The organism is Actinopolymorpha sp. B17G11 (assembly GCF_040196095.1).
Classification (GTDB): Bacteria; Actinomycetota; Actinomycetes; order Propionibacteriales; family Actinopolymorphaceae; genus Thermasporomyces.
The window spans coordinates 190104-204097 of record NZ_JBEFTW010000008.1 but is presented as its reverse complement, the minus strand read 5'-3'; the positions used below and the strand labels follow the sequence as shown (position 1 = coordinate 204097).

General features: G+C 67.3%; 16 protein-coding genes and 1 pseudogene. 7 read left to right on the top strand and 10 right to left on the bottom strand.

Translation table 11 applies throughout. The features are described from left to right. The first annotated feature begins 67 nt into the window (after window positions 1-67). The 4 genes from ABN028_RS11560 (at window position 68) to ABN028_RS11545 (ending at window position 3124) form a co-directional block, all read left to right on the top strand. A complete protein-coding gene (locus ABN028_RS11560; protein ID WP_349696614.1) occupies window positions 68-649 on the top strand; it encodes a dihydrofolate reductase family protein in 582 nt (193 codons plus the stop codon). Window positions 650-858: 209 nt separating this feature from the next. Next, window positions 859-1203, top strand: coding sequence for a YciI family protein (locus ABN028_RS11555; RefSeq protein ID WP_349329327.1), 345 nt, complete (start codon window positions 859-861; stop codon window positions 1201-1203). A gap of 440 nt (window positions 1204-1643) precedes the next feature. Beyond that, window positions 1644-2294 carry a phosphatase PAP2 family protein gene (locus ABN028_RS11550; protein WP_349329328.1) on the top strand — a complete coding sequence of 217 codons (651 nt, stop codon included), beginning with the start codon at window positions 1644-1646 and terminating at the stop codon, window positions 2292-2294. Between the two features lie 335 nt (window positions 2295-2629). Next, entirely contained in the window at window positions 2630-3124 is a 495-nt protein-coding gene (locus ABN028_RS11545) for a GNAT family N-acetyltransferase (protein WP_349329329.1), read from the top strand. 137 nt (window positions 3125-3261) lie between these two features. Here ABN028_RS11545 and ABN028_RS11540 read toward each other — a convergent pair whose 3' ends face one another. The 10 genes and pseudogenes from ABN028_RS11540 to ABN028_RS11495 all read right to left on the bottom strand — a co-directional run bounded on the left by ABN028_RS11540 (window position 3262) and on the right by ABN028_RS11495 (window position 11272). After that, a complete protein-coding gene (locus ABN028_RS11540; RefSeq protein ID WP_349696613.1) occupies window positions 3262-4230 on the bottom strand; it encodes a phosphotransferase family protein in 969 nt (322 codons plus the stop codon). A 126-nt stretch (window positions 4231-4356) separates the two neighbouring features. Continuing rightward, window positions 4357-4863 carry an HIT family protein gene (locus tag ABN028_RS11535; protein WP_349696612.1) on the bottom strand — a complete coding sequence of 169 codons (507 nt, stop codon included), beginning with the start codon at window positions 4861-4863 and terminating at the stop codon, window positions 4357-4359. A gap of 151 nt (window positions 4864-5014) precedes the next feature. Then, window positions 5015-5503: pseudogene (locus tag ABN028_RS11530) on the bottom strand (GNAT family N-acetyltransferase); the annotation flags it as partial. 27 nt (window positions 5504-5530) lie between these two features. After that, window positions 5531-7843, bottom strand: coding sequence for an ATP-binding protein (locus tag ABN028_RS11525; RefSeq protein WP_349696611.1), 2313 nt, complete (start codon window positions 7841-7843; stop codon window positions 5531-5533). Window positions 7844-8098: 255 nt separating this feature from the next. Next, window positions 8099-8674, bottom strand: coding sequence for a TIGR03086 family metal-binding protein (locus tag ABN028_RS11520; RefSeq protein ID WP_349329333.1), 576 nt, complete (start codon window positions 8672-8674; stop codon window positions 8099-8101). Beyond that, window positions 8661-9164 (bottom strand): SRPBCC family protein, encoded by a 504-nt coding sequence (locus tag ABN028_RS11515; RefSeq protein ID WP_349696610.1) that lies wholly within the window; start codon window positions 9162-9164, stop codon window positions 8661-8663. The genes ABN028_RS11520 and ABN028_RS11515 overlap by 14 nt, the downstream gene beginning before the upstream one ends. Next, the gene (locus tag ABN028_RS11510; protein ID WP_349696609.1) at window positions 9161-9508 is read right to left on the bottom strand and encodes an ArsR/SmtB family transcription factor; all 348 of its coding nucleotides are present in this window, start codon (window positions 9506-9508) and stop codon (window positions 9161-9163) included. The genes ABN028_RS11515 and ABN028_RS11510 overlap by 4 nt, the downstream gene beginning before the upstream one ends. A 186-nt stretch (window positions 9509-9694) precedes the next feature. After that, window positions 9695-10072, bottom strand: coding sequence for a hypothetical protein (locus ABN028_RS11505; protein ID WP_349696608.1), 378 nt, complete (start codon window positions 10070-10072; stop codon window positions 9695-9697). Next, window positions 10072-10464 carry a VOC family protein gene (locus ABN028_RS11500; RefSeq protein ID WP_349696607.1) on the bottom strand — a complete coding sequence of 131 codons (393 nt, stop codon included), beginning with the start codon at window positions 10462-10464 and terminating at the stop codon, window positions 10072-10074. The genes ABN028_RS11505 and ABN028_RS11500 overlap by 1 nt, the downstream gene beginning before the upstream one ends. 22 nt (window positions 10465-10486) lie before the next feature. Then, complete coding sequence (locus ABN028_RS11495; RefSeq protein WP_349696606.1) at window positions 10487-11272, bottom strand: helix-turn-helix transcriptional regulator; 786 nt, start codon at window positions 11270-11272, stop codon at window positions 10487-10489. 143 nt (window positions 11273-11415) lie between these two features. On the opposite strand from ABN028_RS11495, the gene ABN028_RS11490 reads away from it, so the two are divergent. The 3 genes from ABN028_RS11490 to ABN028_RS11480 all read left to right on the top strand — a co-directional run bounded on the left by ABN028_RS11490 (window position 11416) and on the right by ABN028_RS11480 (window position 13994). After that, complete coding sequence (locus ABN028_RS11490; RefSeq protein ID WP_349696605.1) at window positions 11416-12360, top strand: ATP-binding cassette domain-containing protein; 945 nt, start codon at window positions 11416-11418, stop codon at window positions 12358-12360. Beyond that, complete coding sequence (locus ABN028_RS11485; RefSeq protein WP_349329340.1) at window positions 12357-13097, top strand: ABC transporter permease; 741 nt, start codon at window positions 12357-12359, stop codon at window positions 13095-13097. Before ABN028_RS11490 ends, ABN028_RS11485 begins: the two co-directional genes overlap by 4 nt. A gap of 63 nt (window positions 13098-13160) precedes the next feature. Beyond that, the gene (locus tag ABN028_RS11480; RefSeq protein ID WP_349696604.1) at window positions 13161-13994 is read left to right on the top strand and encodes a DUF4097 family beta strand repeat-containing protein; all 834 of its coding nucleotides are present in this window, start codon (window positions 13161-13163) and stop codon (window positions 13992-13994) included.

The following is a 13994-nucleotide window of genomic DNA, read 5'->3' as shown; positions in this document are numbered from 1 at the left end:
AGTTATGGCGGCATGCCGGGTCTACACCACGTCAAGTCGATTCGGATCGAGACCGCCGGAGGCCGGAATGTCTGCGTCAGTGCTCTACATGTCGATGTCACTCGATGGGTACATCGCGGGACCGAACGACGAACCGGGCAACCCCGGCGGCGACCGTTTCATGCGCCTGCACGAGTGGTTCGCCACGCCGGAAGGGGAGTTCTTCCGGCCGTCCGGGCCCGCCGGAGAGTTGATGGACGAGTGGAACGCCACCGGTGCGGTACTGGCCGGTCGGCGCCTCATGGAGCAAGTAGACCACTGGAAAGGCGATCACCACGGCGTGCCGATCTTCGTGCCCAGCCACCGGCCGCCGCCTCCCTCTGTCGCCAACTATCCGTTGGTGACGTACGTGACCGACGGGATTGAGAGCGCCATGGCGCAGGCCAAGGCTGCGGCGGGCGACCGGGACGTGCTGGTACACGGCGCATACACGGCACAGCGGGCACTCGAGGCCGGAGTGTTGGACGAGATCCAGATCCATCAGATCCCGGTGCTGTTCGGCGGTGGTCGCCGGCAGTTCGACGTCTTGCCGTCGCGTATCGAATTGGAGATCGTTCGAGTGATCGACACGCCCGAGGCGACCCACATCCGCTACCGCGTCCGTCGCTGAAGCCGAACGCGCCTCGAACCTGGCGGCGGAGGGCTCGGGTGCCTGCCGGCGCAGGCCGAGGTCCGGCCGTTCGTCGGGCGCATGACGGCGATCGCCGCCGGCGGAGGTCCCGTGAGAATCTGCCGGCAGCCTGGCAAATCCGGAGCGAGGCGTTCGTAGGAGGGGTGAGAGGCTGGCCGAAGGAGGCCGCCGGGACAAGGAGTCATGAGATGACGCGGTACCTGATCTCGTTCAACAACGGTGCGATGGACGTCCCCGACGAGGATCTTCCCGACGTGGCCGAGGCCGCCCACGCGGTGGTCCAGGAGGCCAAGGACGCCGGCGTGTTCGTCTTCGCCGGCGGGCTGCCCCTCGACGCGGAGTACGACGTGGTGGCGACCGACGGGATGGTCACCGACGGCCCGTACCCGGAGAGCAAGGAGTTCATCGGCGGGCTGATGGTCGTCGACGTCCCTACCCGGGAGGCAGCCCTGGAGTGGGCCGCAAAGATCGCGGTCGCCTGCCGCTGTGCGCAAGACGTCCGCGAGTTTCTGCCCGACCCGGCCGTCGAATGAGATGACGTTGTGGGGCGGCATTACGTGGCGACGAGCCCGGGCACCGACGCCGTACGTCACGACCTGACCACTGCATCGACGGCGGCGACCACGCAGCGCGCATGCGGATCGATGCGGCAATAGGCGTTCGCGCCAACAGGCCGGCCGTACAGACTCTCGGTCAATGCGAATGTGACGGTGTTGAGACGCGGCCGACCGGGCGAAGGGGACGCGTGCTGGGTTTCTCCACGCGGTCGATACGCTTGGATTCATTCAACTCTTCCGATGGCGCATGGAAATCCCAGTGGCGGATCTTGGAACCGATGGTGAAATTCCGATTGGGGCGAGCCGTACATAAACTCCGGATCGGCGGACGGCTGCTGGGTTCGTTGGCATTGTCTGCTGCGGGGGCGATTGCTGTTGTGTGGCTCTCCCCGGGTGGGCTGGGCCAGGCCGGACCGGTGAGGGTCACCAGTGGCGCATCGGCGTCGGTGTACCGGTCGGTGTCCGGGGTGATGGACGACGCGCCGTCCTGGGTGGGATCGGCCCTGTCGGTGGCGACCGAAGGTGGGTTGGTGGCGCTCGGATTTCTCCTGCTGTGGGTGTGGTGGGCGGCTGTCCGTGGCAGGGACGCGCGCGGTGTCGCCGGGGCCACTTCGGTGGGCGCCGGGGTTGTTGCCGCTTACGTGGTGAGTGAGGCGTTGAAGCTGGTGGTGGACGAGGAACGGCCATGCTTCGCGCTGCCTGGCGTCAGTGCGGTCACGGAGTGCCCGGGTGCGGGTGACTGGTCGTTCCCGAGCAATCATGCCGTGCTCGCGGCAGGGATCGCTGCTGGGCTGGCGGTGCTCCGGCCACGCCTGTCCGTGGTGGCATTGCCGCTTGCCGTGGTTGTGGCGCTGCTGCGCGTGGTGGCCGGCGTCCATTATCCCCACGACGTTGTCGCGGGCGCTCTCATCGGCGCCACCGTTGCGGTGACGGCGCTGCTCCTGGTCGGTCCGCCGGTCTCTTGGGCCGTGTCATCGTTGTTCCGACGCTACGGGAATGGTCCCGGCTTCCTGGGACCCCGCCGCCGCTCTGCTATCGACCCCCACGCTGGCGGGAGGTCGCATTGATCATTGATGAGAATCTCGTCTTCAGCGCCGAACTGCGGGGACTTCACAGGCTCGGGAGCCTTCCGAGGCCGAAGGTAACGACTCGTTCCGAGGTCCTTCCGGGCGCGGCCTGTCTCTGGGAAAGCAACACCACCGGTGGTCATCGAGATCCCGTCCGGCTCATTCCCGCCAGCGGAGTTCCACTGAACGACGTCCTACGCGCAGTTCAGCGGAGCCATCAACGGGTTCCGGGCGGGCACCTTGAGATCCGGGGTGTCGCCACAAGCTTCGACCCGGCGGCCGTGTCCCTGCTGCGTTCCGTCGGTGCTCACCAGGACAGCGAGGGGCCGCATACGATGATGGCGCTCGACCTCAGGTCACTCGACGACAGAGCCGACCACGCGCCGGGGTTCTCCGCGACCGTCGCCACTGATGCCGAGAGCCTCGCCAAACTCCGCTCGGTTGTCGGCCAGGTCTACGCAGGCGTGGACGAAGAAGAGGCCGTGAAGGCCGACAACGAGGCCGACTTTTACCACGCCCCCGGCACCATGACCTATCTGGCTGTCCGTGAGAACGGACAGACGGTCTCTACGGGGAGCCTTCTCATCGATGGAGACGTCGCCAACATCTGGAGTATCGCCACGCTTCCGGCGGCACGCGGGCGAGGCGCTGCATCGGCGGTCATACGGGCCGCCTGCGCCGAGGCCCGCCGCCAGGGGGCCAGCATTGCAGGCCTGCGAACCACCGAGGAACTGGCCAGAGACGACGGCCTTTACCACAGCGTCGGATTCGCTGTCGTCGGCCACGAACACGCGTGGAACCTCGACGACATCGACACTCACGCCATCTGACAGCCAGCACAGTACCGGCACCGAACACTTGTCGGGCCACGTCACTGATTACCTCATTGCCCACCGCGGCGCCATAGCTCGACCGAGGGCGTGCAACCTGCGCTGGCCTGGGCGTCATTCTTTGGGCTGCCTGGCCGCTAGAAGCCTGGCTCGTCGAGGTCGGCGATCAGGGTGCGGATCAGGTGGCCTGAGCGCTCGACGCAGGCCTGGTCGTCCTCAGCCACGCCGAACTCGAACGAATCCAACGCGATGATCAGTGTGTGCAGGTCCAACTGCCGCCGGTACGTCCTGTCAGCCGGCGCGCCGTAGCCGGCGAGAAGCGGCAGCAGGTCCAGCTGCGGGCCGCGAACCCGGAGCACCGCCAGGTCATGGACCGGTGCACCGGGCTGCCAGTCGCCGAAGTCGATGATCCCGCTCACGCGTACGGCCTCGCCGTCCCTGCCGTCACCGGTCACGAAGATGTGCTTGGGGCCGAGGTCACCATGGCACAGCACCCATTGAGCACAGGGAAAGTCGCGGACGTATCCCTCCAGCAGGTCGAGCATCCGGTCGAACTGAAGCGCCGAAAACCCACCGGCAAGGATCCTGTCCCGTGCTGCATGTCGGGCAGCCAACTCGGCCGCCATCGCGGTCGGCCAGTCGCGCTCGTCATCGACATGGATCCGGTTGATTCGGGCAATCAGTCCGCCGATCTCGGCGAGCACGTCGTGGCGTTGCTGCTGCGAGAGGCGATTGATGACCTCGCCGAGCGGACGGCCCGGCACGGTGCGCTGCACCATGACGGGGAACTCGGAGTCGTCGATCCGTACGGTGTCCTGGAGCAGGATCTCCGGGGCGGGCACGCTGGCGGCACGTGCACTCTTGATCGCCCCGGCCTCGCCCGCCGAGCTGGTGGCGAGGTCTCCGTCATCGAACCGGAGGATCCGGACCACCACATCCTGCTCGTCGGCACACCGGACCCGGTAGACCTCGTTCGAGTACCCCTCCACGATCCGGTCCACGCGGTCGGTCCCGGCACCCACAGCACGGCGTACGAGCTCGGTCAGCACCGAGCGTGGCGTACTCGTCTGAGCGTGTTGCCACTCCGCATACGAGCCCAAGGGCATGCCGGCCATTCCAACAGCCCGGCGCCCATGGATCAAAGGGGTTTGCCCGGCCATCTACAAAGCTATGACCATGTAGGCGCCTGCATGGCCTTCACCCGGTCGCCCGCCGCAAACTTCCTCGGTGGATCATTCCGGTGGAACCTTGGAAGCGATCGCGTAGGCGAGTGCGGCCTGATCCTCCTTCGGTACGTCGAGATACCCTTTGGACTCCATCATCAGCGCCTGGAATTGCTGCTCTTCGTACGCCACACCGGGAGGCAGGGGCGCAAGGTGCCAGTGCACGTGCGAGTTGCCTTGCTTGCTTCCCAGACTGAGAACGTACAACCGCTCGGTGGGCAGCACCTCTGAGATGGCTACACCGATTCGGTGCACGATCGCCTGCAGCCGGAGATACTCCTCGATCGTGAAGTCGGCAACGACGTTCTCCCGATGTTGGATCGGGGCGACCAGGACGTACCCGAGGACCGTAGGGAAGCGGTTGAGGAAGGCAATCGCTGTGTCGTCCTGGTAAATCGGCGGGTGCTCGTGTGGGTTCGATCCGTCGACCACTCCGCATATGAAGCACGGTGCGGCCTGTGCCCGGGCGGTATACGCCTTGAGGTCGAGTTGCCGTCGAGGGTAGGTCGTACGCATGCTGAGCGATCATGCCAGTCCTGGGCAAGTGTCGCTCGCAGCGGAGATCTGGGTCTCGGCGCGGGTAGATACGTCGGAACGAATTGCCTGCCTCTACGGATGGTCGCTCGGACCTCACGCGGTCAGGACGCCAGCACAGGCAGATGGGCCGTCACGTGCGCGATGTCGGTTGGGGCCCACGCCATTGGTCGATGCTTAGGCGGTACAGCACATGCGGGCGCAGTGGGTGGCCAGGCGGAACACGCGGGTGGTCGAAGTCATCCGCCGGATCGTGCGACATGCCAAGCCGACCCATGACGGCCTGCGACCGCGTGTTCAGCACTGCCGTCATCGACACGATCTCGGTGAGGCCGACCTGTTCGAATGCGTATGCCACTGCCGCCTCCGCCGCCTCGGTCGCGTAGCCGTGACCCCACGCGCTGCGGGCGAACCGGTACGCGATCTCGAACGCGGGTGTGAAGTGGGCGTCGAACGTCTGGTAGAGCAGCCCGGCGCAGCCGATGAACTCACCTGTTTCGCCCAACTCCACAGCCCACATACCGTGCCCACGCTCGGTGATGCCGGCCTCGATGACTTCGACGAACGCATCGCTTTGCTCGCGGGTCATCGTAGCTACGAAGAACTCCATCACCTCAGGGTCGCCGTGCCATCTTCTACCTGGTCGACGTCACCACTGCTGTTGGCTGGCGACCCAACCGGCGATCTGCGCCCGTGAGGTGAAACCGAACTTTGTGAGGATGTTCTCGACGTGGGCTTCGGCCGTACGCCGCGAGATCACCAGCTCCGCCGCGATCTCCCGGTTCGTCCGACCCTGATGGACCAGAGTGGCGACCTCCCGTTCGCGTTTGGTCAGTAGCGTCGCCGCCGCGGTCACGGGCGCCGCGGCGGGAGGCTTGGTCGAGGTGACCTTCTCGCCCAGCGCCATGGCGACCGCTTCCGCTTGGGTGAGGCTTGCACCCTCGTGGCGGGCAGCGTCATAGGCCGCTTCTCCGAGGGCCCCCCGGCTACGGGCCCTGGATTGCTGGCTCCAGTCGAGCAGGATCTCGTACCCGAACAGCTGGGCGCCGATCGGCTTCCACATCATCTCCGCCGCCCCGAACAGCACGGCCGCCCGATGCGCATCCTCGTCGGAGGCCGCGACCCAGGCCAGCACTTCGAGGCAGAACGGGATGCCCAGGAGGTCGTTGAGGTCGTCCTTGCTGCGCAGGCACCCTCGGAGATGCGAGGACCCCTTGACCCGGTCACCCGCGACCCACCAGCGCAGGCCCACGATCCACTCCGCCCACGACGCCGCCCATCGCTCGCCCCGACCAGCACAGATGCGCTGGCACTCCTGGGCGAGCGCCAGGGAGCGGTCGAGGTCACCCCGCATGCACGCGGCATCGGCACGCGCGACGTAAGCGATCAACGCGGGCGCGTCCCATCGTCCTGACTTGCGGTAGCCGGCCAGTGCCTCGTCGAGCAGGCGCGCGGCGCTGGTCAGGTTGTTGTCGAACAGGTCCGCCATCCCGAGGAACTGGATTGCACGAGTGGCCGCGGACGTGTCACCGAGGTCCCGGGCGAGGTCGCGGCATTCGGCCAGCAGCACCCTCGCCGAGTCGGTGTCGGCCTGCAGGGATGCCGCCCAGCCGTTGATCCACAGGGCTCGGGCCCGTTCGGGGCTGGGCTCGGTGTTCAGCGTGAGTGCCCGGTCCAGCCAGTAGCGCCCGTCCCGGATGAACCCGCCCGCGATCCAGTAGAACCACAGGTCGCTGGCCAGCCGCAGCCCTGCGCCAGCCTCGCCCGGTTCGGTGAGGCTGAAGTCCAGCGCGGCCCAGAAGTTGGCCCGTTCGGCACGCAGGCGCGCACCCCACTGGGCCTGGTGCGGACCGGACGAACCCGCATCGGCCTGCTCGGCCATGCGCAGGTAGTAGTCACGGTGCCGCTGACGAAACTCATCCTCCTGCCCGGCCTCGACCAGCCGTTCCCGGCCGTACTCCCGGATCGTCTCCAGCAACCGGAACCGTGCGGAATCGCCGGCCATGTCCCGAACCAGCACCGACTTCTCGACCAGACCCGTCACCAGTGCGAGCACATCGGTGACGGCCACCTCAGGAGATGCATCGCCTACGCATATGCTCTCGACCGCCTCCAGGTCGAAATCGCCGGCAAAGACCGAACATCGTGCCCACAACGCCTGCTCGGTGGCAGAGCAGAGTGCGTAACTCCAGTCGATCGCCGCCTGCAACGTCTGGTGTCGTGGCGGGCCAACACGACTGCCCCGGATCAGCAGGCGGTAGCGGTCCTGGAGTCGGTCCAGGATCTGTTCCACTGACAGCACCCGCACCTGCACCGCCGCGAGCTCGATCGCCAGCGGCAGACCGTCCAACCGCCTGCACAACAGGGCCACGGCATTCTGGTTGTCACGATTCACGACGAACCCTGGCAGCACCGCCGCCGCCCGGTCCTCGAACAACCTCAACGCCTCGTACCGGCTGGCGGACCGATCGACCGGCGACATGTCCGCATCCGTCCCACGGGTCCCGGGTACCGACAGGGCAGGCACCGCCCACACGTGTTCGCCAGAGACGCCCAGGGGCGCACGACTGGTCGCCAACACATGCACCCCCGGTGCCGCCGGCAACAGAGCCGCGACCAACTGGCGGCAGGCGGGCAGCACGTGCTCGCAGTTGTCAAGAACGATCAGCAGGTGTTTGTCGCGCAACTGGCGGATCAACAGGGTCTCCGGATCGCCCACCGACTGATCACGCAGCTCCAGCGCCGCCGCCACCGTCTGATCCACCAACGCCGGATCCTGAACATCGGCCAACTCGACCAACCAGGCACCATCGGCGAAAACGCGCTGAATGTCGCCTGCCACCCGCAACGCCAACCGCGACTTGCCCACACCACCGACACCGGTCAACGTCACCAACCGCGACCTCGACATGAGACGTTTGACATCACTCGTCGCGTGCCGACGTCCGACGAAACTCGTCACATCGGCAGGGATCCCTCCCCCACGGTGCAGGGCCTGGACCACGCGGCGTCACTCCTGTTGCGACCGACTCACCTCGGATGCTACTCGCGCGCCGCGGAGGCAGCCCGGAGCCCATCCAGCACAGAATCGAGTAGGCAGGTACGCCCGATATCTCTCCCTGGAAGGCATATCTAGTGGCCTGGTCCATTGTGCCCGGCCGGGAGTTGTGGAGGTTCCACACGAACAGCGGCCCGGAGGTTTCCCCAACGGAGGCCGTCAGCGCGGGGTCCAGAACGGATCGCGGCCGATGAAGCCGAGCATCCGGGTCTGAGCGTCGGCGTCGTCGGGGGTCGGTACACGTGGACCGTACTGGCCCGAGGAGCGCATCAGCTCTTCGATCGGCTCCATGCCGGCCAGCAGTACCGCGCAGAACTCGGGGTCGAGCTGGTCGTCCTGGCCGGTAGCGCGGGCAAGGTCCCAGGTGTGCATGAACACGTCGGAGGTGTAGAACCGGTCGATCGCCTGGTCCAGGGGTAGCTCCCCAATGTGCCGGTTGGCGAACGACCGTTGCGGGGTCTCCGGGTCGTCCAGCAGCGCCTGCACCGCGCGGCACTGTCCCTGCCAGGCTGCGACCGGGTCGTCGTCCACGCTGGGTCCGTTCGGCAGCTCGACGCCGGCACCGGCGGCAAGGAACGAGGGGAACCATTCGACGAGGTGGCGCACCACGTCGCGGGCGGTCCAGCCGGCGACCGGCGCGGGGGCGTCCCAGTGCTTGGCCCCGCGGACGTGATCGGTGAACCCGCCGGCGATCTGGCGATGCCGCTCCGCGGGGGGCAGGTCAGACAGTGCCATCGGCCAGCATCCTGTCGAGCTTGGCGTAGCCGTCTTCCACGCCGATCTCCATGCCGCTCTTCAGCCAGGCGTCGCGGCTTTCGAAGCTGTCCACCAGGGACTGCGTGCGCAGCCGGCTCCGGCCGTTGCCGAGATCGTCGACCCACAGGGTCTCCAGGGCAACGCCATCGGGGTCGCCCTCGAAGGTGAACGTCTGCACGATTCGGTCCGGGCGCACCTCGTGGAAGCAGCCGCGGAACGCGTACTCCGAGCCGTCGCCGCCGAGGGACACGAACCGGAAGCTGCCGCCGGTACGCGCGTCCCAGTGGTCGATGCGCGTACGCATGGTGTCCGGGCCGACCCATTGCTTGAACAGCTCTGCGTCGGTGTGTGCCCGGAACAACTGCTCGGGCGTGGCGAGGAACTCGCGCGCCATGCGGATGATGGGGAGGGCGCGGTCCGCCTCGATCGTGGTGCTGTGTCTCTTCATGCCCTCACTCCGTTCGGTCATTGGTGCTCCTTGTGCTCGTCGGCCTCGTTCATGGCGGCCAGCACGCGGTCGAGGCGTTGGTAGCGCTGCTCGGCCTGGCGGCGGTATCGCTCAATCCATTCGTCCATCAGGTCGAACGCCCCAATCTCCAGGTGCACCGGCCGCGGCTGTGGGCCACGCGACCGGCTCACCAGGCCCGCCTGCTCCAGCACCCGCAGATGCTTGTACACGGCCTGCACACTCATCTGGTACGGCTCGGCGAGCTGGTTCACCGTGCGGTCGCCGACCGCGAGCCGGGCCACCATGTCGCGGCGGGTCGGGTCGGCGACCGCGGTGAAGACCTTGGACAGGACGTCGGTCGGCATCAGCGCCCTCGTTTCAACCAATGGGTTTAAAGCCCAAGGTAGCCCGCTCGCGGCCCGCGGTCAAGGGAGGCCGCACTCGACGAGGTCCGCCGTCGGTGCACAAGAGCGTCACCGCGGGCGGGCCGCATTCGAGCCTGACAAAGTGAGTGCGTGGCCGCCCTCAGGGGGATTGGCACCGCCCGATCGTCAGGCTTGCTCGGCGATTCCCTTGCGGGCGAAGTCGACGGCCTCTGCGAGCAGTGCCTCCCACAGGGCGCGGTCGACTCGCGGCACCGCCACCCACTCCCGGAAGACCCTGCCTGCTGGTGCGAACGGCTCGCCGTCACCGCTGGCGATCAGCGAGAGGACCCGCTCGCGCGGCAGTTTCACCACCAGCGAGCCGAGCTTGTCGTCGTAGGACGCAAGGAACCTGCCTGCCAGCCGTACGCAGGGATAGCCCATCATCGTGGCGCGCCCGATCGCGGGGTCGTAGAGCAGGTCGTCGGTGAGGTCGTCGTAAAGGTCGCGGGCGTCGTCCCCGCCGGAGGCATCCGACGGGGACGTGCCCTTCGAGCCTCGCGCCATCAGGCCGCCGCCGGCGGGGTGAAGATGCCGAACTGGTTGCCCGACGGGTCACGCAGGTAGGCGAACTTCGGGGCACCGGGACCGGGGTCGAGGTGCTTGCTGATCACCGAACCGCCGAGCTGCTCGGCGTCGGCGCAGGTGGCCTCGACGTCGGCGACGAGGATGTAGAAGACCGCGTGGTCGGGCACTTGGCCGCCCGTGCCGAAGAGACCGCCCATCGGGGCGTCGGCCCCGGAGGCGGTGATGTTGCGGTAGTCCATGCCGCTGGAGGCCGCGGGGCCGACTGCGGCGAAGGTCCAGTCGAAGAGGCTGCCGTAGAACTTCTGGGCGCCGTCGGGGTCGCTGGTGGCGACCTCGAACCAGGCCAGGGTGGCGGGAGCGGGGTTCGTCATCGGTGTCTCCTTCTGCGTCGGCTCACCTGCCGGGGCGGCGGGCTGAATCCACCGTCTCGCGGACTCGCGACAGCCCTATGTCGGTGTTTGGCAGGGATCGCTCGGGTCGCAGTGCGGACGCCGGCGCCTTCGTGACATGGCCGTCGACCAGCGGCTCCGGGGCCGCACGCTGCGGTCGAGGTGAGGGGATGCGCTCGGCCTGGGTGATGCGATCCATCCGGAAGACGCGATCTTCGCGTCTCAGGTGACACCACGCCATGAGATAGGACCCGTTGGGCCCGACGACGACATGCTGTGGCTCGACCTCGCGGGTGGTCTCGACCCCACCGACGTCGATATAGACGACCCGCAGCACGTGGTTGTCGCGTACGGCTCGCCACACGACCTCGGCAATCTCGGCGTCGGGCTCCGGTGCCGACTGCACGAGCAGCCGTACCTTCTCCGCGGCCTGCCACGCTTCCTCGACCGCACGGTCAGGCATGGCGGCCACGATCTTCTGCAGCGCGCTGCGGGCGTCCTTGGCGAACAAGACGTGCTCGGACTGGCTCAGGGCGACCGCAACGGCCGCGGCCTCGCGCGGCGTGAAGTTGAGTGGCGGCAGGCTCATCGAGCGGTCGAGCGTGTAGCCGCCTGCGCGCCCGCTCCTGGTCGCGAGCGGGACGCCCGCCTGGCCGAGCGCGCTGAGGTCGCGCTCGATCGTACGGACACTCACCTCGAAATGGGACGCCAGCTGTCGGGCCGTGCGGCCCCGCGACCCGGCGGCCCGGAGCTCCTCGACCAGTGCGTAGAGGCGGTCGATCCGGTTCATGGGCGGAACGTAGCCCAGCGCGCCGACAATCGGTCATGATCGCGCCGCTGATCGGTGCCGCGGAGCCCGCACCCGTCCAGGCGTCAGCTGTCGTGTCAGGAGCGTGTCAGGCCGGTGGCAGGCCGGGCACCGATGGTGGTCGCATGACTAGATCAGCGATTGCGGCTTCAGGGCTGCGGAAGGCGTACAAGGACAAGATCGTTCTTGACGGCATCGATCTCGATGTTGCCGCGGGCACGATCTTCTCCCTGCTCGGCCCGAACGGGGCGGGCAAGACGACGACGGTCAACGTGCTGAGCACGTTGATGAAGGCCGACGGCGGCACGGTACGCGTCGCCGGCCACGATGTGGCGACCGAGACCAAGGCCGTCCGCGCGGCCATCGGGGTCACCGGCCAGTTTGCCGCGGTGGACGACCTGCTGACCGGCCAGGAGAACCTCCAGTTGATGGCGGATCTCAAGCGTTTGGGCTCGGGCGAGAGCAAGCGGGTGGTCACCGACCTGCTGGAACGGTTCGACCTGACGGAGTCGGCGCAGAAGATGGCGGCAACCTATTCCGGCGGCATGCGCCGGAAACTGGATCTGGCGATGACCCTGGTCGGCAAGCCCAGGATCATCTTCCTCGACGAGCCGACGACGGGACTGGATCCGCGCAGCCGTCGCACCATGTGGGACACCATCCGCCTCCTGGTGGCCGAGGGCGTCACCATCTTCCTGACCACCCAGTACCTGGAGGAAGCCGATCGCCTCGCGGACCGGATCGCGGTGCTCGACCAGGGCAAGCTGGTGGCCCAGGGCACTCCCGCTGAGCTCAAGCGCCAGATCCCCGGGAGCCATGTCCGGCTTCAGTTCGCCAGCGACTTCGAGCTCGACGGCGCGCTGCGGGTCCTGACCGGCGCCACGCGCGGCGAGGAGGACCTGACCTTGCGGGTTCCCAGCGACGGCCGGGCGAAATCGGTACGAGCTCTGCTCGACCGACTCGACGCGCACTCCATCGAGGTCGAGGAATTCTCGGTGCACACCCCGGACCTCGACGACGTCTTCCTGTCCCTGACCGGCCGTACCAGTACAGAGGTGACTGCACAATGAGCAACGCGACGACCATGTTGGGTCGCAACTTCAAGCACACCGTCCGGAACCCGGTCACCGTCTTCAACTCGGTCCTGTTACCGGTCGTGATGTTGTTGATGTTCACCTTCGTCATCGGTGGCGCTTTCGACATCAGTGGCAACTACATCGACTACATCACGCCGGGCATGATCATCCTGACCATCAGCTACGGGCTGAGTGCGACCGCGTTGGCCGTGAACACCGACATGACGAAGGGGATTATCAACCGGTTCAAGGTGATGGACATCTCCCGCAGTGCCGTACTCAGCGCCCATGTCGCCTCGAGCATGTTCCGCAGCCTGATCGGCGTCGCGGCCCTCATCGGCGTGGCGTTCGCCGTGGGATTCCGGCCGGCGGCGAGTTTCGCAGAATGGCTCGGCGCCATCGGTCTGCTCGTGCTCGTCACGTTCGCGACCAGCTGGATCACCGTCGCCCTGGGGTTGTTCGCCAAGACTCCGGAATCGGCGGGCATGGCCTCCGTGCCGCTGATCATGCTGCCGTTCCTGAGCAGCGCGATCGTTCCGGCCGGCACCATGGGCCCCGGTGTGCGGCAGTTCGCCGAGTACCAGCCCTTCACGCCGATCAACGAGGCATTGCGCGGGCTGCTGACCGGTGAGCCGCAGGTAAGCAGCGCGATCGTCGCCGTCGCCTGGTGCGTCGGGGTCGCCCTGGTCGGGTACGTATGGGCGCTCTCCACCTTCAAGAAGCGAGCCTGACCAGCCGAGGCGCTCGAGTCGCCCACCCACAAGATCACGTACGAAGCAAGGGGAGAACCTGTCATGCCTACGTTCGCCACGCCAGGGCCTGTCGCCGCGACCGTGGAGGTCGCCGGTGCTCAGGTGCGGGTCACCTCGAGCGACCGGACCGACACCGTGGTGCTGGTCGAACCCCTCAATGCCGCGAGCCGGTCGGTCAAGGTGGCCGACAAGACCAAGGTCGACTTCGCCGGCGGTCAACTGTCGGTCAAGACGACCACCCCCGGGGAAAGGGGTGGCTCGGTCGCCATCACGATCGACCTGCCCGCCGGCTCCAGCCTGGCCGCGTACCTTGCACACTCCAGCGTTCAGATTGACGGCCCGATCGGCCAGTGTGAGGTGCACATGGCATCGGGTCAGGTGCAGCTGGATCGCATCGACGCGCTGCGGGCGAGCATCGCGTCCGGTGAGGTCGAGATCGGCCACATCGCCGGGAGCGCCAGCATCGACGGCGGGGCCTTCGCGATGCGGATCGGCGAGGTCGACGGCACGGTCGCACTCTCGAACTCGGGCGGGCAGGCCTGGATCGGCCACGCCTCGGCCGACCTCGATCTCAGCAGCGGCAGCTGCGATTTCGACATCGACCGCGCCGACGGCAACGTCACCGCCGAGACGGCCAGCGGCACCATCCGGATCGGCCGGATGGCCAACGGTCAAGCCAGGCTGAGGAACGGCTCGGGCAACATCGAGGTCGGCATCAGCGAGGGCATCGCTGCCTCCATCGACGTCAACAGCGAGCGAGGGGCGGTGCACAACTACATCTCCTCGCCGGGAGAGCCGGGCGCGGCCGAGGCCAAGGTCTCGGTTTTCGCCCGCACGCGGCACGGCGACATCACCCTTCAGCGCGCGGCAAGCTGA

Excerpts from the sequence above, each read along its gene's own strand:
- ABN028_RS11560 (WP_349696614.1), top strand. The coding sequence starts at position 68 with ATGTCTGCGTCAGTGCTCTACATGTCGATGTCACTCGATGGGTACATC.
- ABN028_RS11555 (WP_349329327.1), top strand. The coding sequence starts at position 859 with ATGACGCGGTACCTGATCTCGTTCAACAACGGTGCGATGGACGTCCCC.
- ABN028_RS11545 (WP_349329329.1), top strand. The coding sequence starts at position 2,630 with ATGATGGCGCTCGACCTCAGGTCACTCGACGACAGAGCCGACCACGCG.
- ABN028_RS11540 (WP_349696613.1), bottom strand. The coding sequence starts at position 4,230 with ATGCCCTTGGGCTCGTATGCGGAGTGGCAACACGCTCAGACGAGTACG.
- ABN028_RS11535 (WP_349696612.1), bottom strand. The coding sequence starts at position 4,863 with ATGCGTACGACCTACCCTCGACGGCAACTCGACCTCAAGGCGTATACC.
- ABN028_RS11520 (WP_349329333.1), bottom strand. The coding sequence starts at position 8,674 with ATGGCACTGTCTGACCTGCCCCCCGCGGAGCGGCATCGCCAGATCGCC.
- ABN028_RS11515 (WP_349696610.1), bottom strand. The coding sequence starts at position 9,164 with ATGACCGAACGGAGTGAGGGCATGAAGAGACACAGCACCACGATCGAG.
- ABN028_RS11510 (WP_349696609.1), bottom strand. The coding sequence starts at position 9,508 with ATGCCGACCGACGTCCTGTCCAAGGTCTTCACCGCGGTCGCCGACCCG.
- ABN028_RS11505 (WP_349696608.1), bottom strand. The coding sequence starts at position 10,072 with ATGGCGCGAGGCTCGAAGGGCACGTCCCCGTCGGATGCCTCCGGCGGG.
- ABN028_RS11500 (WP_349696607.1), bottom strand. The coding sequence starts at position 10,464 with ATGACGAACCCCGCTCCCGCCACCCTGGCCTGGTTCGAGGTCGCCACC.
- ABN028_RS11495 (WP_349696606.1), bottom strand. The coding sequence starts at position 11,272 with ATGAACCGGATCGACCGCCTCTACGCACTGGTCGAGGAGCTCCGGGCC.
- ABN028_RS11490 (WP_349696605.1), top strand. The coding sequence starts at position 11,416 with ATGACTAGATCAGCGATTGCGGCTTCAGGGCTGCGGAAGGCGTACAAG.
- ABN028_RS11485 (WP_349329340.1), top strand. The coding sequence starts at position 12,357 with ATGAGCAACGCGACGACCATGTTGGGTCGCAACTTCAAGCACACCGTC.
- ABN028_RS11480 (WP_349696604.1), top strand. The coding sequence starts at position 13,161 with ATGCCTACGTTCGCCACGCCAGGGCCTGTCGCCGCGACCGTGGAGGTC.